We start from the raw sequence: 21,527 nt of genomic DNA, 5'->3' as shown, positions 1-21,527 counted from the left end.
CCTCGTTTTCTCAGTCTGCGCGCAGGACACCCTCCCGGCGCGTCCTGTTTATTGTATCACACTTTGGCAAAAATTTCGCCCTGCAGCCGCCATTCAGAATGCATCAATTTTCAAGCAAAATTTTGTCGAGAAAAATTAAAAATAATGCTTGACAATTCTGCCATATCTGGTATAATAACTATCGTTCCGAGCGACACAGCTCACGAACAAAACAAAATATGCGGATATGGCGGAATTGGCAGACGCGTTAGATTCAGGTTCTAATCGGGGCAACTCGGTGGAGGTTCAAGTCCTCTTATCCGCACCAAGAAAAACCAGTACACAATGTGTACTGGTTTTTCTTTTTCGGTGCGGAAGAGGACTTGAACAGCAACGACGACGACCGCAGCCAGCGGCTGAAACAGGGAGGAATTGTTGGGGCCGCGTTCTGATTTTTCAAAGCCCTGCCAAGGGGTTGTAGAAAAATCAGCAAACGCAACCCGTAAGGCCCTGACCGCCAGATTCCGCCGCAGTTCCCAACCCGTAGGAATGTCTACCGGGAGGCTGCCGCTAAAATAGAAAATCCGAACCTTTTCTCGATAGGAGAAGGGTTCGGATTTTTTGTATTCTTCGGAAAATTGAACGAATGCAGTAAAGGTTATCCCATGGTCACCTGCACCTCTACCACAGCACCTTCTGGTGCCAGCGGCAGCAGGCTGCCCTCAATGGGCTTGCCATCCACAGCGACGCTCTTCACACCATACTGGACTGCAGCGGTATTATCCACTGCAATGTGATAGGTTGCGCCCCGGTAGCGGCGGGTAACGGTGAAGCCGCCCAGCGTGTGTGGGATACAGGGGTCTACCTTCAGGCCGTCCAGCGTGGGCTGGATGCCAAGGATATACTGGCTCACATTGAAGAAGGTCCATGCGGCAGTGCCGGTCAGCCAGCTGTTCTTTGCTTCGCCAAAGGTGGGGGCATCCTTACCGGCCACCATCTGGCTGTAAACATAGGGTTCGGTGCGGTGGATCTCGGAAATATCCTCGATGTAGGCCGGGCATGTCTTGCGGTACACCTCAAAGGCCCGGTCGCCATGCCCCAGAACGGCTTCGGCACAGCTAATCCACGGATTGTTGTGGCAGAAGATACCGGCGTTCTCCTTGTATCCCGGAGGATAGCTGGAAATTTCGCCCAGATTGAGCTGATAACTGGTGTATGCAGGTTGGTGCAGAACCACACCGTACTTGGTATCCAGCCGTTCCTCTACGCTCTTCAATGCCTGCGCGGCCTGACCGGTCTCCTTGCCAATGCCAGCCATGACGCACATGCCCTGCGGCTCAATGAAGATCTGGCCCTCGGTGCACTCCTTGCTGCCAACAGGCTTGCCAAAAGCATCGTAGGCGCGACGGAACCATGCGCCGTCCCAGCCAGAGGTCAGGGCCGCCTGTTCCACGCCGTCCACGGCCTTGCGGGCCGCAGCGGCTTCATCGGCAAGGTTCAGGTGGTCGCACAGTTCGGCGTACTCGTGGCCGTACTTGACGAACATGCCCGCAATGAACACGCTTTCGGCCACAGGGCCTTCGCTGGGACCGGTGATCTGGAAGCTCTCGCCCGGGTGCTCCGAGAAACAGTTCAGGTTCAGGCAGTCGTTCCAGTCGGCGCGGCCAATGAGCGGCAGGCCGTGGGGGCCAAGGTGGGTGACGGTAAAGTTGAAGCTGCGGCGCAGATGCTCCATCAGGCTCTGTGCCTTGCTGGCATCATTATCAAAGGGCACCTGCTCGTCCAGAATAGACCAGTCGCCGGTCTCGCGCAGATAGGCGGCAGTGCCGGCAATGAGCCACAGCGGGTCATCGTTGAAGCCGGTGCCGATATCGCGGTTGCCTTTCTTGGTCAGGGGCTGATACTGGTGGTATGCGCTGCCATCCTCAAACTGGGTGGCGGCGATATCCAGAATGCGCTCTCGTGCGCGGGACGGAATGATATGTACAAAGCCCAGCAGATCCTGACAGCTGTCGCGGAAGCCCATGCCGCGGCCGGTCCCGCTTTCAAAGTAGCTGGCCGAGCGGCTCATATTGAAGGTGACCATACACTGATACTGGTGCCAGATGTTCACCATACGGTCCAGCTTTTCCTCGCCGGATTCCAGATGGTAGGTGGAGAGCAGCGCTTCCCAGTGGTCGGCCAGCGCCTTGCGGGCCGCGTCCACCTGTGCATCGGTGGCATAGCGTGCGATCATTGCATGAGCACGCTCCTTGTTGATAACACCGGGAGCCGTGAACTTTTCTTCCTGTGGGTTCTCGATGTAGCCCAGACCGAAGAGGATCTTCTTTTCCTCACCCGGTGCAAGGGTGACATGGATGTGCAGCGCGCCCACCGGTGCCCAGCCGTGGGCAATGCTGCCGGAGCAGTGCCCGGCGCGGACGGCCTGCGGGTCTGCAGGGCCGCCATACACACCGCAGAAGGCATCGCGGGTGGTATCAAAGCTGGTAACGGGCGTATTGCTCCAGAATACCGCATAGTGATTGCGGCGCTCACGGTATTCCGTCTTATGGTAGATGATAGCCGGCTCCACCTCCACCTCGCCGGTGGAGAAGTTGCGCTGGAAGTTGGAGCTGTCGTCAATGGCATCCCACAGGCAGAACTCCACATAGCTGAACACATCCAGCTCTTTTACGACATCCGTCTTATTTTTCAAAGTCAGGCGGTCCAGCTCACAGGCATCGCCGGTGGGCACGAACAGCTCCTGCGCAGCGGAAACACCGTTCTTCTCACCCTCCAGAATGGTATAGCCCAGACCGTGGCGGCAGGCGTAGCTGTCCAGCTCTGTCTTGGTGGGCTGCCAGCCGGGGTTCCAGACGGTATCGCCATCCTTGATGTAAATGTGGTGGCCGTCCATATCCAGCGGGGAGCTGTTATAGCGGTAGCGGGTCAGGCGGCGCATCCGCGCATCGCGGTAAAAGCTGTAGCCGCCCGCCGTATTTGAGACAAGACTGAAGAAGTCCTCGCTGCCAAGGTAGTTGATCCAGGGCAGAGGCGTGCGCGGGGTGGTGATGACATATTCTTTGCGTGCGTCATCAAAATGGCCGAATTTCATAAATGCTTCCTCCTTATCAGCTGCCGGTAGCCCCGGCGGCATCGCTTTTGCGAAAACGATTAAGGCGGACGATCAAAGCATTCTCTTTGCTTCTAGCATAGCCCAAGCAGGCCAAAAAAGCAAGAGGATTTTCTAAAAAAATTCTGAAAGTATCTTTCATAAATACGTATGTTTTCATGATTTTCAGAAAATTTATTTCAAGCACGCTTTTTGTGCTTCCTGTAAGCGAAAACGCTGAAACACAATTTATAGGTAATATTATATACGGCGAAAATCATAACGAAACTGCAACGAAAATCTTTTGATTTTAACCGAAATGTAACGAAACCCATCCAAGATGCACAATTTCGGTTCTTCAGAAACGAACAAAACGCCAAAATTGAGCCAAAAGCAATGAAAGTTATTCTTTTGAGCTTGATTTTTCGTACAAAATACGCTATCATGAAATTGCGAAAACGATTAAGGACTTGACGGAGAACATCCCCCGTAAAACGTTCTTCGGAAGGAGGCAAACGAGCGATGCCGTCCCTGAAAGATCTGGCAAAGGAATGCGGCGTATCGGTGGCAACGGTCAGCAAGGCGCTGAACGACCAGCCGGATATCTCGCCTGCCACACGAGAACGGGTGCGGGCCGCAGCGCACCGTATGGGCTACCTGCCCAATGCTGCCGCCCGTTCCTTGAAAACAAACCGTACTTACAATCTGGGCGTTCTGTTCGTGGATGAACGGCAGAGCGGCCTGACCCACGAATACTTTTCCGCCGTGCTGGACAGCTTCAAGGTGGAAGCCGAGAAACACGGCTACGACATCACCTTTATCAACCACAATATCAGCGGCAAGAGCATGAGCTACCTTGAGCACTGCCGCTACCGCAATGTGGACGGCGTGGTGATCGCCTGCGTGAACTTCTACGAGCCGCAGGTGGTGGAGCTGGTGAACAGCGAGGTGCCGGTGGTCACGATCGATCATGTGTTCAACAACCGCATGGCGATCCTCTCGGATAACGTTTTCGGCCTGAAGGCACTGGTGCGGCAGGCATGGGCCTGCGGCCACCGCCGCATCGCCTTTATCCACGGCGAAAAAACCGCCGTTACCGAGAACCGCGTTGCAGGTTTCTATCAGGCCTGCGAAGAGCTGGGCCTGAAGATCCCGGAAGCTTATGTGCGGGAGGGCATCTACCATGATGCTGACCGCTGTGCCGCCGAGACCAAAGCGCTGCTGGAGCTTCCGCAGCCGCCCACCTGCATCATCTTCCCGGACGATTTCTCCGCGCTGGGCGGCTACAACGCCATCAGCGAAAAAGGGCTTTCGATCCCCGAGGACATCTCGGTGATGGGCTACGACGGCATCTACCTTTCCCGGGTGGTCAAGCCTCAGCTGGTGACTTACCAGCAGAACACCGCCGCGCTGGGCCGCACGGCTGCCGACAAGCTCATTGAGCTGATCGAGCATCCAAGAGTGACCCTGCCCGAACAGATCCGCGTTTCCGGCAAATTGCTGGACGGCGGGTCGGTCAGCATTCTTTAATATGTCTCTAAAGGCTCTTGCTACGGAACCTTTTATGAAGAACACTTTTGCAAATAATGGAAAACCATGAAGGAGGTTTACCCTTATGAAAAAGATCTCTCGCCGTAATTTCCTGCTCGCTTCCGGTGCCGTGACCATTGGTGCAGCTCTGGCTGCCTGTGGTGGTTCTTCTTCCACCAGCACCGCTTCTTCTGCTCCGGCTTCCTCTGCTGCTTCCGCTGCTCCCGCAGCACAGGGCAAGGTGCTGAACATCTGGTGCTGGAATGATGAGTTCCAGAGCCGCTTCAACGACTACTATCCGGAAGTTTCCGAGATCGCAGCCGACAAGTCCACCACCACCCTGAAGGATGGCACCGTTGTGAAGTGGACCATCAATGCCAACGAGAACAACAACTATCAGAACAAGCTGGACGAAGCCCTGCTGAGTCAGGACAGCGCTGCTGATGACGACAAGATCGACATCTTCCTGATCGAGGCTGACTATGCTCTGAAGTATGTGGATTCCGATTACGTTCTGGATGTCAAGGCAGACATCGGCCTGACCGACGACGATCTGGCTGGCCAGTACCAGTACACCAAGGACATCGTTAGTGTGGACGGCAGCCAGCGCGGCACCACCTGGCAGGCAACTCCCGGTCTGTTTGCATACCGCCGCAGCATTGCCAAGGATGTTCTGGGCACCGATGATCCCGCCGAAGTGCAGACCTACCTGTCCGACTGGGATAAGTTCAATGATGTAGCTGCACAGGCAGCCGCCAAGGGCTACAAGATGCTGTCCGGCTTTGATGATGCATACCGCACCTTCTCCAACAACGTGGCAGCTCCGTGGGTCACCGGCACTACCGTTACCGTTGATGAGAACATTATGAAGTGGGTCGATCAGACCAAGGAGTACACCGATAAGGGCTATAACAACAAGTCCAGCCTGTGGGACAGCCAGTGGGCAGCCGATCAGGGTCCCACCGGTAAGGTGTTCGGCTTCTTCTACTCCACCTGGGGCATCAACTTCACCCTGCTGGGCAACTCGCTGGAGACTCCTGTCGCTGAGGGCGGCAAGGAAGAAGTTGGCAACGGTATCTACGGCGATTACGCTGTGTGCGAAGGCCCTCAGCCCTACTACTGGGGCGGCACCTGGATCTGCGGCGCAGCCGGCAGCGACAACATCGAGACCATTAAGGATGTTATGCAGAAGCTGACCTGCGATGAAGCTATCATGAAGCAGATCACCATGGATACGCAGGACTACACCAACAACGAGAAGGCTATGAACGAGATCGCAAACAGCGATTACAGCTCCGCTTTCCTGGGCGGCCAGAACCACATCGCTCTGTTTGCAGAGGCTGCAGCCAAGATCGATATGTCCAACGCCGGTCCGTACGATCAGGGCCTGAATGAGAGCTTCCAGAATGCATTCAAGGATTACTTTACCGGCAACGTGGACGAAGATACCGCAAAGGCAAACTTCGAGACCGCTATCAAGGAGAAGTATCCTGAGCTGACCGACGTGGTGTGGCCCGCATAATAGCAGCCGACCCTAAAACGGAAAAGTGAATACGCAGGGGCGGGCCGGACGCTGTTCCCGCCCGCCCCTGTTCTTTCCGCAAATTTATCAGGAGGCGATCCTATGGGAGAAAAGAAAAAGAAAGGGTCGATCAGCTACGCGAAATGGGGCTACATCTTCATTGCGCCGTTCTTCATCATCTTCGCGGTATTCCAGCTGATCCCTCTGGCATCCACCATTTACTACAGCTTTTTTGAATATTACCGCAGCGGCCTGAAGATCATCGGCCCCAGCTTTGTGGGCCTGAAAAACTACATTACCCTGTTCGCCACCGATCTGCCCAAGTACTTTGGCAACACGCTGATCCTGTGGATCATCGGCTTTATCCCGCAGATCGCCATTTCCCTGTTGCTGGCAGCATGGTTCACCGATCTGCGCCTGAAGTTGAAGGGCCAGACCTTCTTCAAGACGGTCATCTACATGCCCAACCTGATTATGGCCTCCGCCTTTGCAATGCTGTTCTTCGCGCTGTTCTCGGACAACGGCCCGGTGAACGCCGTGCTGCAGAGCATGGGCTGGATTGATGCACCCATCAGCTTTCTGAACACCGTGTGGGGCAACCGCGGGCTGATCGGCCTGATGAACTTCCTGATGTGGTTCGGCAACACCACCATCATGCTGATGGCTGCGATCATGGGCGTGGATCCCACCCTGTACGAAGCGGCTGAACTAGACGGCTGCACCCCGAACCAGATGTTCTGGAAGATCACCATTCCGCTGATCCGTCCCATCCTTGTTTACGTCATGATCACCTCCATGATCGGCGGCTTGCAGATGTTCGATGTGCCGCAGATTTTGACCAACGGCAAGGGCGGCCCGGACCGCACCTCCACCACCATGATCATGTACCTGAACAACCACCTGTTCAGCAAGAACTACGGCATGGCCGGTGCAGTCTCGGTGGTGCTGTTCCTCGTGTGCGCAGTGCTGTGCGTTGTGGTCTACTTCTCCCTTACCAAGGAGGATGACGGCCTGACCCGCGCCCAGCGCAAAGAACTGAACGCCGCCAAAAAGGCAGCAAAAGGAGGGAAATGATTATGGCACACACTCCTAGAAATCAATCGGAAAAAGCAACACTGGCTGCACGCCGCGCATGGTGTTATCTGGTGCTGGTGCTCATCAGCTTTTTGTGCCTGTTCTTCTTCTATGTGCTGGTGATCAACTCCACCCGCACCCACTTCGAGATCCAGAAAGGCTTCTCGCTGCTGCCGGGCAAATCGCTCATCACCAACTTCCAGAACGTGCTGGCCGATGCTAACATCCCTGTCATCACCGGCATCCGCAACAGCCTGATCGTCTCCGCCTGCTCGGCGGCGTTCAGCGTGTACTTCTCGGCCCTGACGGCCTACGGCATCTACGCCTATAACTTCAAATTCAAAAAGGCCGCGTTCGCCATTATCCTGTTGATCATGACCATGCCCACGCAGGTGTCCGCTCTGGGCTTTTTGCAGCTCATCACCAAGATGGGCCTGAAGAACAGCTTTATCCCGCTGATTCTGCCCAGCATTGCAGCGCCCACCGTGTTCTTCTTCATGAAGCAGTATCTGGACGCTTCCCTTCCCATGGAGATCGTAGAGGCTGCCCGCATCGACGGTGCAGGCGAGTTCTACACCTTCAACAAGATCGTGCTGCCCATTATGAAGCCCGCTCTGGCAGTGCAGGCCATTTTCTCCTTCGTGGCCAGCTGGAACAACTACTTCATTCCCGCTCTGGTGCTGGACAGCGCCGACAAAAAGACCCTGCCCATCCTGATTGCACAGCTGCGCAGTGCAGACTTCCTCAAGTTTGATATGGGCAAGGTTTACATGATGGTGGCTATCGCCATTCTGCCCGTCATCATCGTGTACCTGCTGCTTTCCAAGTTCATCGTCCGCGGTGTTGCTTTGGGCGGCGTGAAAGGCTGACGGCATTTTGCCGCAAACAACAAGAGGGTCCCGGAGAAAATTCCGGGACCCTCTTGTTGTTTGTTATTTTCAGGCCTTTGCCAGCTCGTCGCCCAGCAGATAGCCCTCGGTCAGGGTGCGGCCAATGGCCACGCCCACGATGTACTCAGGGTAATTGTGGGCAAAGAAGCCGCCGCTGCAGTCACCTGCAGAGTACAGGCCCTCAATGGGGTTGCCCTCAGTATCCAGCACCTGCATCTTGGTGTTGATGCGCAGACCGTCCAGCGTGCACAGCACAGTAGCGCCCTGACGGCAGCCGTAATACGGCGGGTTCTCCAGCGGCAGCATACGGTAGCTCTCCTTGCCGAAGTCCTCGTCCTCGCCCTTGGCGCACAGCTCGTTGTAGCGCTCCACAGTAGCTACAAAGGCATCGGCGGGCATGTTCAGCTTTTCGGCCAACTCTTCCAGCGTGTCGGCCTTCTGGATCAGACCGCCCTGCTCCATGCCGGCCAGCAGGCCCTGCTCAGCTTCCCAGCTGAAGATCTGCAGCTTGCCGCCACTCTGGCTCGGCTCAATGCGGGCGCAGCCGATCTGCTGGAACTGCTTGACATGCTCCATCCAGTTGCTGTCGTAGATGGTGTTGTACAGATGGCCCGGCTCCATAAAGGCTGCGTGCAGGATAAAATCGTAGGGCACGCTCTCGTTGCTGAAGCGCTCACCGTTCAGGTTCACCTTCAGCCAAGGCTCACTGCCCAGATGCATGTAGCCGGACTTCTCCCAGTTGCCGTCCACAGTCTCGTTCGGGGCAATGATGCCGCGGTCGAACAGCATCACAGTGGGGTCGGGGTCCTTATCAGCACCCACCCACATAGCAGCACGGATGCCGTCGCCGGTGTCCAGTGCAGATGCATCCGAACCAACGATGCTCTGGTAAGCATCCGGGTTCAGGGTGGCCAGCATCTGCTTGTCGGCTGCGTAGCCGCCGCAGCACAGGGCCACGCCCTTGGCTGCCTTGATGCGGATATAGTGGCCGTCACCCGCCTTGGCGATCACGCCGGTCACCTTGCCGCCGTCCTGCTCCAGCTTGACCATGGCGACCTCGTACACGATCTCGCCGCCATTGTCGGTGACGCACTGCTGCAGGCTGGCAAAGCCGTATTCTGCAGTGGCAGAGCTGTAATCGTGCTCCGGGATATCATCTTGGAAGTTGTGCATGGTGGCGGGCACATAGTAGGTATCGTGGCCGCCCTTACCCACGTCCCACTCCATGTGGAACTTCACGTCCGGGTTGTACTGCTTGACCACCTCCTGGTACCAGTCCATGGCCTCGCCGCTGCGGTTCACCCACAGACGGATCAGGCGTTCGTCGCAGCGGTGGCTGGCGTAGCGGCACAGCTCTGCCACCAGCTTGTTCTTGTCCACTTCCACGCCGGCTTCCTTGGCAGCAGTGGTGCCCACAGCGCCGATCCAGTGGCGCTCGTTCATGCTGCTCATGCCCTTTTCGATCACCAGCACCTTTGCGCCCTGAGAAGCAGCGCGGGCAGCGGTCATCAGGCCGGCATTGCCTGCGCCCACCACCAGAACATCGGTCTCGATGGTCTCGGTGATGTCGCTTTCGGCCACTTCCGGAGCGGTGCCCAGCCAGTCGGTATTGCCGCCCACGGTCACATCGTCGGTCACGGCCACGTCGCCGCCCTCCACGATGGCACCGCCGCTGGCCTGACTGATGCAGTCGGCCACAGCCTGCTTGACAGCCTTGCTGGTCTTGGTGGCACCGGTCACGCCGTCAATGGCGCTGCTCTGTGCGCTGAGCACCTGGTCTGCCAGCTTTTCGGCGGCAGCAGCGCCCACGTTCTCAGTCTCGCCGGAGGAATCCACCACCACGTTGGTAATGCTGGTCTCGTCAAAGGTGACGGTAACGGTCACATCGCTGCCGTAACCCTCGGCGGAAGCGGTGTAGGTGCCGGGAGTGTACACAGCACCGGAAGTGCTGGCGGCAGAAGAAGATGCGGTCTCCTTGCTGCTGCAGCCGGTCATCACGCCCAGTGCGCCCATGCCCAGTGCACTGGCAGCCGCGTACTTCAAAAAGCCGCGGCGGTTCATGTCGTTTGCCATTTTTCTTTCTCCTTGTTCTGTTTGTGTGTTGGCCGGTCTTGTTTCGGCCCTTCGTTAATATTATAGCAAGCTTTCTCTTGTATTGATAATGCTTTTGCTGTATTATTGATAACAAGAAAATTATTACAGGAGGATTCGCCATGACCTTTACCCAGCTGCGCTGCTTTATTGAAGTCGCTCGTCAGCTCAACTTTGCCCGCGCTGCCGAGACCCTTTATATCTCACAGCCCGCTGTCTCCCGCCAGATCCATGCACTGGAAAACGAACTGGGCGTGCGCCTGTTTGACCGCACCCGCCATGTAGTGGCCCTGACCAGCGCCGGTGAGTCCTTTTACCACGACACCGTGGACATACTGGACCGGCTCACCCTTGCTGTGCAGCGTGCGCAGAACACGCAGGCCCTGTTCAGTGAAGAGCTGCATGTAGGCTACAGCGGCAGTATGCAGATTCAGAAACTGCCGCAGATCTACCAGCAGTACCAGAAGCGCTGCCCGCAGGTGCATATCCTCAACGATGCGCGCTCCGGGCCGCAGTGGTCCCGCTCCTTTGACAAAAGTGTACCGGACATCGTGTTTGACAGCCGGGACGACCTGCCTGCGGACAGTATTCTGGAATACCGCAGCCTGTATCACGGAAAAATGGTGTGCGTGATGTACGAGGAGCACCCGCTGGCAAAGCACAAAACTGTCACACTGGAACAGCTCAACGGCGAGGTGCTCATTCTGCTGGATATGGCCCACATTTCCGCCCGTATGACCACTGCGCAGGAGTTGATCCGTCAGAAATGCCCGCAGGCTGTGTACTACTTCAGCAGTTCATCGGAGCATGCCCTGCCTATGATCCAGGGCCATGTAGGCCTTGCTGTGATGCCGGATTTTGTATATGTACCGCTGCCGGGCCTTACCACTGTGCCGCTGGAGCCGGTGCTGGATACGGAGTTTGGCATTGCATGGCGCTCCGGCTGCACCGACCGCAAGGTACGCGAATTTATAAAGACCGCCTGTGCCGCATACGACGTAAAATGGTAACACAGCAAAAGGCTCCCGCCCAATGGGCAGGAGCCTTTTGCTGTGTCTAGGATATAAGGAATTTTTAGAAGAGATCAGGAGAAAAAACAAGGCATACACATTCTGTCGGAGGTTTTAAGGGGATAAGATTTACTCGCCGCGGACGGCTGCGAAACCTGCTTCCAGATCAGCAATGATATCGTCGATGTGCTCAGTGCCGATGGACAGGCGGATGGTGTTCTGATAGATCTGCTGCTCGGCCAGCTCTTCGTCATTCAGCTGGCTGTGGGTGGTGGAAGCCGGGTGGATGACCAGACTCTTCACATCAGCAACGTTTGCCAGCAGGGAGAAGATCTTCAGGTTATCGATGAACTTGAATGCTTCCTCGCGGCCGCCCTTGATGTTGAAGGTAAAGATGGATGCACCGCCATTGGGGAAGTACTTCTCGTACAGGGCGTGATCCGGGTGATCCGGCAGGGAGGGGTGGTTGACCTTCTCCACCTGCGGGTGGTTTGCCAGAAACTCGACTACCTTCTTGGTGTTCTCCACATGGCGCTCGATGCGCAGGCTCAGGGTCTCGGTACCCTGCAGCAGCAGGAAGGCGTTGAACGGCGAAATGGTGGCACCGGTATCACGCAGCAGGATCGCACGGATGTAGGTGACAAAAGCTGCGGGGCCTGCTGCATCGGCAAAGGAAACGCCGTGGTAGCTGGGGTTGGGGTCAGCAATGTTGCCGAACTTACCGCTTGCCTTCCAGTCGAACTTGCCGCTGTCCACGATGATGCCGCCCAGCGTGGTGCCGTGGCCGCCGATGAACTTGGTGGCGGAATGAACAACGATATCTGCGCCGTGCTCAATGGGACGGATCAGGTACGGGGTGCCGAAGGTATTATCGATGACCAGCGGCAGGCCGTGCTTGTGCGCAATGGCTGCAATGGCATCGATATCGGGGATATCGCTGTTGGGGTTGCCCAGAGTTTCCAGATAGACGGCCTTGGTGTTGGGCTGGATGGCATTCTCCACCTCAGCCAGATCGTGTGCATTGACAAAGGTAGTGGTGACACCGAACTGGGTCAGGGTGTGCTCCAGCAGATTGTAGCTGCCGCCGTAGATGGTCTTCTGAGCCACGATGTGGTCACCGGCCTGTGCCAGTGCTTCGATGGTGTAGGTGATGGCAGCGGCACCGGAGGCGGTTGCCAGAGCAGCCACGCCGCCCTCCAGAGCAGCGATGCGCTTCTCGAACACGTCCTGCGTGGAGTTGGTCAGGCGGCCGTAGATGTTGCCGGCATCTGCCAGACCAAAGCGGTCTGCTGCGTGCTGGCTGTTGCGGAACACATAGGAAGTGGTCTGGTAAATGGGCACTGCGCGGGAATCGGTTGCAGGATCGGCCTGCTCCTGGCCAACGTGAAGCTGCAGGGTCTCAAATTTATAGTTAGACATAGTATTTTACCTCTCTATTTGTACTTTTAGTATAATTTCCTGATACAAAAAACCCGATGCGTGATACATAAGCGCACCGGGCAAACACAATTCAAAGCTATTCTGTCAACGTCACATTCGGGTACACATTCGTGCACAGCAAGAGGGCATCGTACAGTTCACAGCCAGATGTTCTGCCCGGTCACCGCACATTCGCCCACAGCGGAAGTTTGCATGCAGCAGGTCGTTCCAAATCAGCTTCATATCCGTGCCCTCCTTTCCCGTAAAACTCTTTCCCACTCATCTACAAACCGGCACCTCTATCTGCTCTGTACCGGGAAGCAAAACCTTTGCTTTCTTTTTCCCACTAGGTTTGTGGATTTGTTGTTTGCATTATATTCCCTCTTACCCAGTTTGTCAATAGGTTAATTCCAGTTTTTTGCAAATTGAGTTTTCTGCACGATGCAAAGCCCGCATTTGCAGCATCCCGTTGTGCAGTTCCAACAGGAGCAACACTTCTGCTTCTTCGAAAATTTTTATTTTTCCATTGATAAAACCTTAAAATTTTGTTGTTATACTAAAGCTGTTCCTTGCAAACGCCCTGCAAATCGTTTATTATGGTAGCGTTCTTTTTTATCATCAAAGGAGTTTTTTCGATGCTGCATCGTTTCTTTCATTTTTTAAAGCAGAGCCTGCTCGTTGTTCTTTGCATCCTGCTGCTTGGCGGGCTGCTGGCAGGCGGCTGGTTCTTTTATCAGGGCAGGCAGCTGTACCGCAGTGCCGCCAGCAGTTACCCAGTGGCTTCCATGTACGACACCATCTGTGCCCGCGGGAGCTATACTTCCTACGATGCGCTGCCGCAGATCTATATTAACGCAGTCATCTGCACCGAGGACGAGCATTTTATGACCCACAAGGGCATCGACCCGGGGGCCATTGCCCGCGCCCTGCTGGCCGACCTGCGCACCCACTCGCTGGCCGAGGGTGGCAGCACCCTGACCCAGCAGCTTGCCAAGAACGAGCTGTTCACGCAGGACAAGCATCTGGCCCGCAAGGCTGCCGAGATGCTTGCTGCTTTTGATCTTGAAAAGACCTACTCCAAGCAGCAGATCTTTGAGATGTACGCCAACACCATCTATTTTGGCAGCGGGTATTATGGCATTGCAGAAGCTGCCGAGGGCTACTTTGGCAAGGAACCGGCCCAGCTGACCGATGCCGAAGCGATCTATCTGGCGGGTATGCCCAACGCGCCTTCCACCTACGCCAGCAGCCCGGAGCTTGCCTTCAAGCGGATGCAGGTGGTGCTCAAGCGGATGGTCAAATGCCGCGTGCTCACCAAGCAGCAGGCCGATGCCATTGCCGCAGATGCTGAAAACTTAACGGTTTAAACAAAACACCGCGCCCTGTCTGCTGCGGATCAGACAAGGCGCGGTGTTTTGTTTTGCGGTATTTGATTTGGTAAAGGAGGAATCATGTTACCCGTTCAGGCGGTTGCGGCCCCGCCTGTCGGTAGCATTATCATACCAAAGAATTTCTGCGAAACCATGTTCTTTTTATGAAGATTTTGTAAACTCACTCCGGCGCTTTCATGCTTTCCACCATGCTGATATGCCGCACATGCCGCCGCATGGCAAAGCACACCACAAAGGTGAACAGCATCGTCAATGCCACTGCCAGCAGATAACTGTGGGGTGCAATGGTGCGAATAAACATCAGCTGATCCATTTCCACGGTCAGGACGATGAACCGGTGCAGCGGCACGCCCAGCAGCAGGCCCACGCCGGAGCCGATGAGGGACAAAAGCTCGATCTCGCGGAAGATGTAGCGGTACACTTCTTTGTCATAGAAGCCCAGAACCTTGATGGTGGCAAGCTCCTTTTTTCGCTCGGCAAGGTTGACGCTGATCAGGTTGTACAGCACCACCGCCGCCAGCGCCGCCGCGCACACGATGATCAGCACCACCACGTAGTTCAGGCTGCCGATCAGGCTGCCGAACATGGAGGTGGTGTCCTCGGTGAAGCTGACGCTGCTCACATAGTTGCAGTCCAGCAGCTTTGTGCGCAGGGCGTTGTACTCCGCCTCGGTGGTACAGCCGGTCAGGCCGTACACAGTATTCCACTCCGGTGTGCCGCCCAGCAGGCTCTCCAGCTGTGCACCGGACAGATACAGCCGGGTGAACATGTAGTTCTCGGTAATGCCGGTCAGCACCAGCGGCACGCGGCTCCCGTCTGCTGCCTCCACATAGAACGTATCGCCTACGCTCAGCCCCAGATTCAGGGCCGTTTTTTCGGTCAGGATCACGCTGTCCTCTTCAAAGGGAATGGGGTCGTGGCCCACCCGAGTGCGGAAGGTGAAGTATTCGGTCATCCGGGCATCGTCCTCCGCGCCTACGATGCTGACATCGGCGCTCCCGCCCTCTTCATTATAAAGGGTGGTGGACTTTGTGTAGAACGCGCCCCAGCTGCGGACCGCACTGCTGCTGTCCAGCGTGTCGGCAAGGCCCTGCTCCATGGTCAGCGCCTTTTCATCGCTGAGCGAGATGGTGAGATCGTTGTGGGTCAGCTGCCCGGACTGCTTGTCCACGATGGGCAGGATGGAATCCTGAATGCCAAAACCGATCAGCAGCAGCGCCGTGCAGCCTGCCACGCCCAGCACTGTCATGAAGAAGCGCTTTTTGTAGCGGAACAGGTTGCGGGCTGTGGTCTTTTGGGAGAAGCTCATGTGCTGCCACAGCGGGGTGATGTACTCCAAAAAGATGCGCTTGCCTGCCACCGGGGCCCGGGGCAGCAGCAAAGCTGCAGTCTTTTCCTTCAGGCTGGCACGGCAGGCGTTCCATGTAGCAAAACCGATGACGGCCGCGCTGATGGCTACGCTGGCTGCCGCCATGCCGGGGTAAAAGTGCAGCGTAAAGGTGGACATGCTGAAGATCATCTGGTAAGCATACCAGATGATGAGCGGGAACACCACAAAACCGATGACCATGCCCACGATGCTGCCCAGCACGCTGGCGCTGAGGGCATAGAACAGATACTTTCCTGCGATCTTTGCGTTGGAGTAACCCAGAGCTTTCAGAGTACCCAGCTGCAGGCGGTTCTCGTCCACCATGCGGGTCATAGTAGTAGTGGCCACCAGCGCCGCCACCAGGAAGAAGAACACCGGGAACACCCGTGCAATGGCATCCATGCGATCGGCATACTGCTCAAAGGTGACAAAGCTCACGGTGGAGCTGCGGTCCAGCACATACCACTCGCCGCTCTTGATCTGGCTCACCTGCTCCTCGGCATCGTTCAGCTGGGCAAGGCCGTCGGCCAGCTGCTGTTCGGCTTCGGCCTTCCGGCTCTCGTACTCCGCGCGGGAATCGGCCAGTTGCTGCACGCCGTCGTTGTACTGCTGCCAGCCTTCGTCCAGCCGGGTGCGTGCCGCATCAAACTGGGTGTAGGCTGTGGCCGTGCCGGTGGTGAGCTGCAGCTGCCCCTGCAGAAGCTTTACCTTCATCTGGCGCAGTGCTGCCTTTGCCTCAGTCACCAGCTGCTCGTTGGAAAGGCTGGGCGAAGAGATCAGCCCCTGTGCATACATCTGGCGCTTGCCCTCGTCCAGCTGGGCCTGATAGCCGTTCAGCTGGCCGCTGATGTTGTCGTAAGCATCCTGCGCCTTCTGCAGGGCATCCCGCAGGTCGGTGTATTCCTCGTCGGCGGGTTCGGCCTCGTCCAGCGCCTTCTGCGCGTTGTGCAGAGCCGTTTCGGCATAGCCCAGCAGCGGGTCGGCCACCTTTTTCAGGTTCACCAGCATCTCGATCTGCTGCAGCTGATCCTCAAATTCCAGCAGTTGTTCCTCGCCGCTCACCAGCTCGTCCGCACCGCCCTGCATGGTGTCCGGCAGGGCCTTTTTGTTGGCGGCAAGCTCCGCTTCGCCCGCGTCCAGCTGGGCTTTGGCGCTGTCTAGCTGTGCCTGTGCATCGGCCAGCTGCTGCTCTGCCTCCGCAAACTGACGGTCTGCTTCGGCTTTTTTGTCGTTGTACTCGGCCCGGGCATCGGCCAGCTCTGCACTGGCATCCTCGATCAGCTCCGCCCGCCGGGCCGTGCACTGTGCGCCGCTGATGGCCTTTACCCTTGCGGCTGTGTCATCCACTGCTGCCTGATACGCGTCCGAGTAATTATCATACAGGCCGGCATTTTTTACTTTGAGATAGCACGCCGTATAATAATCCGTGGTCAGGCTGCCCTCCGGCAGGAACACAATATCATCCAGCTGGCCGTCACCGGCGGTGCTGCTCTCCTTGTCCGTGGAAAAATGCTGCGGGTCCTGCACGGTGCCCACTACCGTGAACTGCTTCCGGTTCACATGTTCGGTGTCCTCCGGCAGGGTGAGCACCGTGCCCGGCTCCACCGGGTCGCCGTAGCCCATCACATGCACCACGCACTCATCCGGGGCCTCAGGCATCCGGCCCGAGAGCAGCACCAGACGGTTCATATTTTCTGCCGTGTCGGCCCCGGGGTCGGCGGGCAGCTGCTGCAGGCGCACCACCGCCGTCTCGCTCTGGCCCTGCCACTGGGCCTCCACGTCCTGATATTTCACCGGCTGCACAGCCTCCACGCCGTCCACGGCGGCAATGGCGGCAATGTCCTCCTCCGAAAGGCCCAGCGTGGACAGCACCCGCAGGTCGAACACGTTCTGCTGCACGTAGTATTTCTGCCCAGCGATGCGCATGCTGGGCGCAAAACTCATCAGGCCGGTCAGCATCATCACGCCCAGCGCTACGATGCCGAACAGCGAGACCATGCGGCTCAGGTTGTCCTTCATTTCCCGCAGGATGTTTTTACGATAACTTTTCAGCACAGCTCTCACCACTCAATCTCCTGCACCGGCACAGGATGCTCGTTGACCTGATTGGAGACGATCTTACCGCTGCGCACCTGAATGATGCGGTCTGCCATCGCCGTCAGGGCGGTGTTGTGGGTAATAACGATCACCGTGCGGCCGGTGCGGCGGCAGGTATCCTGCAAAAGGGCCAGCACCTGCTTGCCGGTCTTGTAATCCAGTGCACCGGTGGGCTCGTCGCAGAGCAGAAGCTTGGGGTTTTTGGCCAGTGCGCGGGCAATGGACACCCGCTGCTGCTCGCCGCCGGAAAGCTGGGCCGGGAAGTTGTTCAGCCGCTCTCCCAGACCCACGCTGCGCAGGGTCTCTTTGGGGTCCAGCGGGTCGCGGCAGATCTCGCTGGCCAGCTCCACGTTCTCCAGTGCGGTCAGGTTCTGCACAAGGTTGTAGAACTGGAACACAAAGCCCACATCGTACCGGCGGTAAGTCGTCAGCTCTCTGGCGGTAAAGTGGCTCACATTCTGGCCGTCCAGCCAGACGTTGCCCTCGTCACAGCTGTCCATGCCGCCAAGGATGTTCAGCAGGGTGGTCTTGCCTGCGCCGGAAGGCCCCACGATGATGCAGAACTCGCCCTTATCCACATAGAAATTCAGGTGGTCTGCGGCGGCGATCTTCACACTGCCGGTCTGATAATATTTGCAAACGTCCTCAAACTCCACAAAATGCTCCATGGCGTTTTTTCCTTTCTATCGGGAATGCATACTGTTTCAATTTAACTATAACATCTCCCGGCAGACTTTGCAAAGACATCTGCGCAAATTTTCAAAAACTTAACAGAAAAGCGCAAAAAGGGCCGCTGCACATCCCTGCGTGCAGCAGCCCTTTCATCATTTGATCTCAGCGGTCAGCGCCCCACGATCAAATCGCGGCGGCAGCGCAGGCCCACGGTGAGGAAGGTGTTTTCGCCCAGTCGGCGCAGCACCACGCGGTCGGTGCCCTTCTGGCCCTCCACCAGCAGAGACAGGTTCAGGGTGGTGGAGCCCTTCTCGGTCTGGACCACCAGCGTGCTCACACCCTCGTTCAGCAGGGTCTGCATGTCCTGCACGGTGGTGCGGAAGGTGGCAGAACCGGCGGGCACATCCAGCGTCAGCACACTGTCCTTCTGGCGGGCAGTGTACAGCACCTCCCTGCCGAACAGGCCCTTGACGGTGTAACGGGCCTCGCTCTTTTTCGCCGCTGCATCTGCGGACGGGGCGGCCAGCTCATCGCCGGAGATCAGCATGATATTGCCCTGAATGGGGTTTCCCTCCGGTGCGCCGTAGCCGCCGTAGGTGGGGTCCTTTTCGCCGATCGCCACATCGGCGCTGTGCAGGGCGATATCCCCCTGCACCATCTGCTCCTGCGGGGGCAGATAGCCTGCGGCAGCAGGGTCGTTGATGTCTGCCTCTGCGGCAAATGCGCCCACGCTCAGCATGGCGGCAGCACCCAGCACTGCAGCGGTGGTGGTGACGGTACGGACAAATTTATGGTTCAGTTTCATTTGGAATACCTCCGTTGACGGCGGTTTTGCACCGCACATTTTTGTTTTGTGGAAAACCATGGTCTGCCATGCGGTGTAATACAAAACCGCCGCATCTGTCTTATAAACGGATGCGGCGGCGGGATTATTGCAGCAGGCTAAAAAAAATTTTTGGCAGCTCTGCCGCCGGGGTCACTGGGCCTGTGCCGGTTCCCGGTTCAGGATCTCCATGAACTCCTCGCCGGTGATAGTCTCTTTCTGGTACAAATACTGTGCCAGCTCATCCAGCTTGGCGCGGTTGTCGGTCAGGATGCGGACAGCCTTTTCGTGCTGGGCCCGGACCAGCTCCACCACCTTCTGGTCGATCTCGCGCTGGGTCTGCGCCGAGCAGGCCAGCGAGGTGTCACCGCCCAGATACTGGTTGTTCACGGTCTCCAGCGCCACCATGTCAAAGTCCTTGCTCATGCCGTAGCGGGTAAGCATGGCGCGGGCAAGCTTGGTGGCCTGCTCGATATCGTTGGAGGCACCGGTGGTGATGGATCGGAACACCACTTCCTCGGCGGCGCGTCCGCCGGTAAGGGTGGCGATCTTGTTTTCCAGCTCTTCCTTGCTCATCAGGTAGTGGTTGCCCTCGTCCACCTGCATGGTGTAACCCAGTGCGCCGGAGGTGCGGGGGATAATGGTGATCTTCTGCACAGGGGCAGAGTTGGATTGCTTGGCCGCCACCAGTGCATGGCCGATCTCGTGGTAGGCCACGATGCACTTTTCCTTGTCGGTGAGGATGGAGTTCTTCTTCTGGTAGCCTGCAATGACCACCTCGATGCTCTCCTCCAGATCGGCCTGCGTCACGCTCTTACGGCCTGCACGCACAGCGCGCAGAGCTGCTTCGTTGACAATGTTGGCAAGTTCCGCACCGGATGCACCGGAAGCCATGCGGGCCACAGTGTTGAAGTCGATGCCCGGGGCCAGCGCCACCTTTTTGGCGTGCACTTTCAAAATCTCTTCGCGGCCCTTAAGGTCGGGCAGCTCCACCGGCACACGGCGGTCAAAACGTCCGGGACGGGTCAGCGCCGGGTCCAGCGAATCCGGGCGGTTGGTAGCCGCCAGAATGATGACGCCGGTGTTGCTCTCAAAGCCGTCCATCTCGGTGAGCAGCTGGTTCAAAGTCTGCTCACGCTCGTCGTTGCCGCCGAGATTGCCGCTGTTGCGCTTCTGACCGATGGCATCGATCTCATCGATGAACACGATGCAGGGGGCCTTTTCCTTGGCCTGCCGGAACAGGTCGCGCACCTTGGATGCGCCCATGCCCACGAACATCTCCACGAATTCAGAGCCGGAAATGGAGAAGAACGGCACGTTGGATTCGCCTGCCACGGCCTTAGCCAGCATGGTCTTGCCGGTGCCCGGAGGGCCCACCAGCAGAATGCCCTTGGGCATGGATGCGCCAATGCTCTCGTACTTGCCGGGGTCGTGCAGGTAATCCACGATCTCCTGCAGGTTTTCCTTAGCTTCATCCTCACCGGCAACATCCGCAAAGCGGATGCCGTGGGTGGACTGCACATAGACCTTGGCATTGGATTTGCCCACGCCGCCGAACATCATGGACCCCGGGCCGCCGCCGGCCTTTTCCATCAGCTTTTTGTTCATCTGGTTGCCGATGAAGCTGAACAACAGGATGGGCAGCAGGAACCAGATCAGGAAATTGAGCATCGGCGACCCCTGCTCCACGATCTCGCTGGAAAACTGTGCTCCGGCATCATACAGGCGCTGGGTAAGCTCCGGGTCGTTCATCAGGCCGGTCTTGTAGACCTGCTTTTCCTCTTTATCGGTAAAAATGATCTGGTTGGATTCGATATCCACACGGCCGATGTTCTTTTCCTCGGTCATGGTCATAAAGGTACCGTAGTCCACTTCCTCCACCTGACGCTCGCTCATCCACGGCAGCAGCACAAGGTTGAGCAGCAGCAGGACCGCCAGCACAATGGCGTAGTAGATCGCCAGCGGCTTTTTGGAAGGTTTGACTTCTTTCATGTGGCAATTCCTCCTTTGGTTCCTGATGCAAGTAGTATAGCACAGTAAAACCGGGCGCAACAGCAATTCGAGCACAACTTTCCAAAAACTTAGCAAATTGTTAACATTAACGCCTCGTGCATAATTTTGGAAAATTCTGCCCCTTATTTTGTGAAATTGTTTCATTTTGAGAATGAGTCAGATTGCTTGACACTGCCCGCGAATCATGCTAAACTTAGTCCACTTTGAAAAAAGCACAAATGCGTTGACGGGGAAAAAACGATTTTCTTCTGCGTACAGAGAGCCGCCGGGTGGTGCAAGGCGGGTGCAGAGGGTTTCGGTTACTGGCCCCTGAGCGGCAGGGCTGAACACACAAGTAGGCTCTGACGGATGTCCACCGTTACAAGGACAGCGATTCGCCGCAAAAAGCCGATCGTGCAAAGCGGCTGTGCCCAAAGGCGCAGCAAAGAGAGTGGTACCACGGGTGCCCTGTAGTTTGAACTTTACAGGCTCTCGTCTCTCAAGGTTTTCGCCTTGAAAGACGAGAGCCTTTTCGTATATCTGCCTTTTGGAAGCAGGCTTGCCCTCTCCGTCACGG

Annotated in this window: 15 protein-coding genes, 1 tRNA gene and 1 other annotated feature; of the genes, 7 read left to right on the top strand and 9 right to left on the bottom strand. The window is 56.9% G+C overall.

Features of this window, described 5'->3' with window-relative positions; genetic code table 11:
- Window positions 1-220: 220 nt before the first annotated feature.
- A tRNA-Leu gene (locus tag ACGHP1_RS02800) sits at window positions 221-307 on the top strand.
- Window positions 308-637: 330 nt separating this feature from the next.
- Here ACGHP1_RS02800 and ACGHP1_RS02795 read toward each other — a convergent pair.
- Both ACGHP1_RS02795 and ACGHP1_RS02790 read right to left on the bottom strand, forming a co-directional pair.
- Entirely contained in the window at window positions 638-3,073 is a 2,436-nt protein-coding gene (locus ACGHP1_RS02795) for a GH36-type glycosyl hydrolase domain-containing protein (protein WP_390507601.1), read from the bottom strand.
- A 16-nt stretch (window positions 3,074-3,089) separates the two neighbouring features.
- Entirely contained in the window at window positions 3,090-3,278 is a 189-nt protein-coding gene (locus ACGHP1_RS02790) for a hypothetical protein (protein WP_390507599.1), read from the bottom strand.
- Window positions 3,279-3,592: 314 nt separating this feature from the next.
- Here ACGHP1_RS02790 and ACGHP1_RS02785 point away from each other — a divergent pair, with 314 nt between their 5' ends.
- The 4 genes from ACGHP1_RS02785 (at window position 3,593) to ACGHP1_RS02770 (ending at window position 8,065) form a co-directional block, all read left to right on the top strand.
- Window positions 3,593-4,600 (top strand): LacI family DNA-binding transcriptional regulator, encoded by a 1,008-nt coding sequence (locus ACGHP1_RS02785; RefSeq protein ID WP_390507597.1) that lies wholly within the window; start codon window positions 3,593-3,595, stop codon window positions 4,598-4,600.
- A gap of 85 nt (window positions 4,601-4,685) precedes the next feature.
- Entirely contained in the window at window positions 4,686-6,122 is a 1,437-nt protein-coding gene (locus ACGHP1_RS02780) for a twin-arginine translocation signal domain-containing protein (RefSeq protein ID WP_005942293.1), read from the top strand.
- Window positions 6,123-6,224: 102 nt separating this feature from the next.
- Complete coding sequence (locus tag ACGHP1_RS02775) at window positions 6,225-7,196, top strand: sugar ABC transporter permease (protein WP_337680099.1); 972 nt, start codon at window positions 6,225-6,227, stop codon at window positions 7,194-7,196.
- Between the two features lie 2 nt (window positions 7,197-7,198).
- On the top strand, window positions 7,199-8,065 hold the full coding sequence (locus tag ACGHP1_RS02770; RefSeq protein ID WP_097774020.1) for a carbohydrate ABC transporter permease: 867 nt from the start codon (window positions 7,199-7,201) through the stop codon (window positions 8,063-8,065).
- 69 nt (window positions 8,066-8,134) lie between these two features.
- Here the strand turns inward: ACGHP1_RS02770 and ACGHP1_RS02765 are convergent, their stop codons facing one another.
- Window positions 8,135-10,159, bottom strand: coding sequence for an FAD-dependent oxidoreductase (locus ACGHP1_RS02765; RefSeq protein WP_390507594.1), 2,025 nt, complete (start codon window positions 10,157-10,159; stop codon window positions 8,135-8,137).
- Window positions 10,160-10,299: 140 nt separating this feature from the next.
- Here ACGHP1_RS02765 and ACGHP1_RS02760 point away from each other — a divergent pair, with 140 nt between their 5' ends.
- Window positions 10,300-11,187, top strand: a complete 888-nt coding sequence (locus tag ACGHP1_RS02760) for a LysR family transcriptional regulator (protein WP_390507591.1) — start codon at window positions 10,300-10,302, stop codon at window positions 11,185-11,187.
- 129 nt (window positions 11,188-11,316) lie between these two features.
- Here ACGHP1_RS02760 and ACGHP1_RS02755 read toward each other — a convergent pair whose 3' ends face one another.
- Window positions 11,317-12,606, bottom strand: a complete 1,290-nt coding sequence (locus tag ACGHP1_RS02755; protein ID WP_005942283.1) for an O-acetylhomoserine aminocarboxypropyltransferase/cysteine synthase family protein — start codon at window positions 12,604-12,606, stop codon at window positions 11,317-11,319.
- 111 nt (window positions 12,607-12,717) lie between these two features.
- On the bottom strand, window positions 12,718-12,849 hold the full coding sequence (locus ACGHP1_RS02750) for a hypothetical protein (RefSeq protein ID WP_005942280.1): 132 nt from the start codon (window positions 12,847-12,849) through the stop codon (window positions 12,718-12,720).
- A gap of 392 nt (window positions 12,850-13,241) precedes the next feature.
- Here ACGHP1_RS02750 and ACGHP1_RS02745 point away from each other — a divergent pair, with 392 nt between their 5' ends.
- A complete protein-coding gene (locus tag ACGHP1_RS02745; protein WP_294648530.1) occupies window positions 13,242-13,973 on the top strand; it encodes a biosynthetic peptidoglycan transglycosylase in 732 nt (243 codons plus the stop codon).
- A gap of 184 nt (window positions 13,974-14,157) precedes the next feature.
- On the opposite strand, the gene ACGHP1_RS02740 is transcribed toward ACGHP1_RS02745, so the two are convergent.
- The 4 genes from ACGHP1_RS02740 to ftsH form a co-directional block, all read right to left on the bottom strand.
- The gene (locus ACGHP1_RS02740) at window positions 14,158-17,430 is read right to left on the bottom strand and encodes an FtsX-like permease family protein (protein WP_390507587.1); all 3,273 of its coding nucleotides are present in this window, start codon (window positions 17,428-17,430) and stop codon (window positions 14,158-14,160) included.
- Window positions 17,427-18,131 (bottom strand): ABC transporter ATP-binding protein, encoded by a 705-nt coding sequence (locus tag ACGHP1_RS02735; protein WP_005942271.1) that lies wholly within the window; start codon window positions 18,129-18,131, stop codon window positions 17,427-17,429. Before ACGHP1_RS02735 ends, ACGHP1_RS02740 begins: the two co-directional genes overlap by 4 nt.
- A gap of 173 nt (window positions 18,132-18,304) precedes the next feature.
- Window positions 18,305-18,940, bottom strand: coding sequence for a hypothetical protein (locus ACGHP1_RS02730; RefSeq protein ID WP_044953740.1), 636 nt, complete (start codon window positions 18,938-18,940; stop codon window positions 18,305-18,307).
- 171 nt (window positions 18,941-19,111) lie between these two features.
- Window positions 19,112-20,950, bottom strand: coding sequence for an ATP-dependent zinc metalloprotease FtsH (gene ftsH / locus ACGHP1_RS02725; protein ID WP_154255886.1), 1,839 nt, complete (start codon window positions 20,948-20,950; stop codon window positions 19,112-19,114).
- A gap of 235 nt (window positions 20,951-21,185) precedes the next feature.
- Window positions 21,186-21,453, top strand: a binding site (T-box leader).
- Window positions 21,454-21,527 lie beyond the last annotated feature (74 nt).

Origin of the sequence: Faecalibacterium sp. i21-0019-B1 (assembly GCF_042852915.1) — a bacterium.
GTDB lineage: Bacteria > Bacillota > Clostridia > Oscillospirales > Ruminococcaceae > Faecalibacterium > Faecalibacterium taiwanense.
This window is presented reverse-complemented; position numbering and strand designations above follow the sequence as displayed.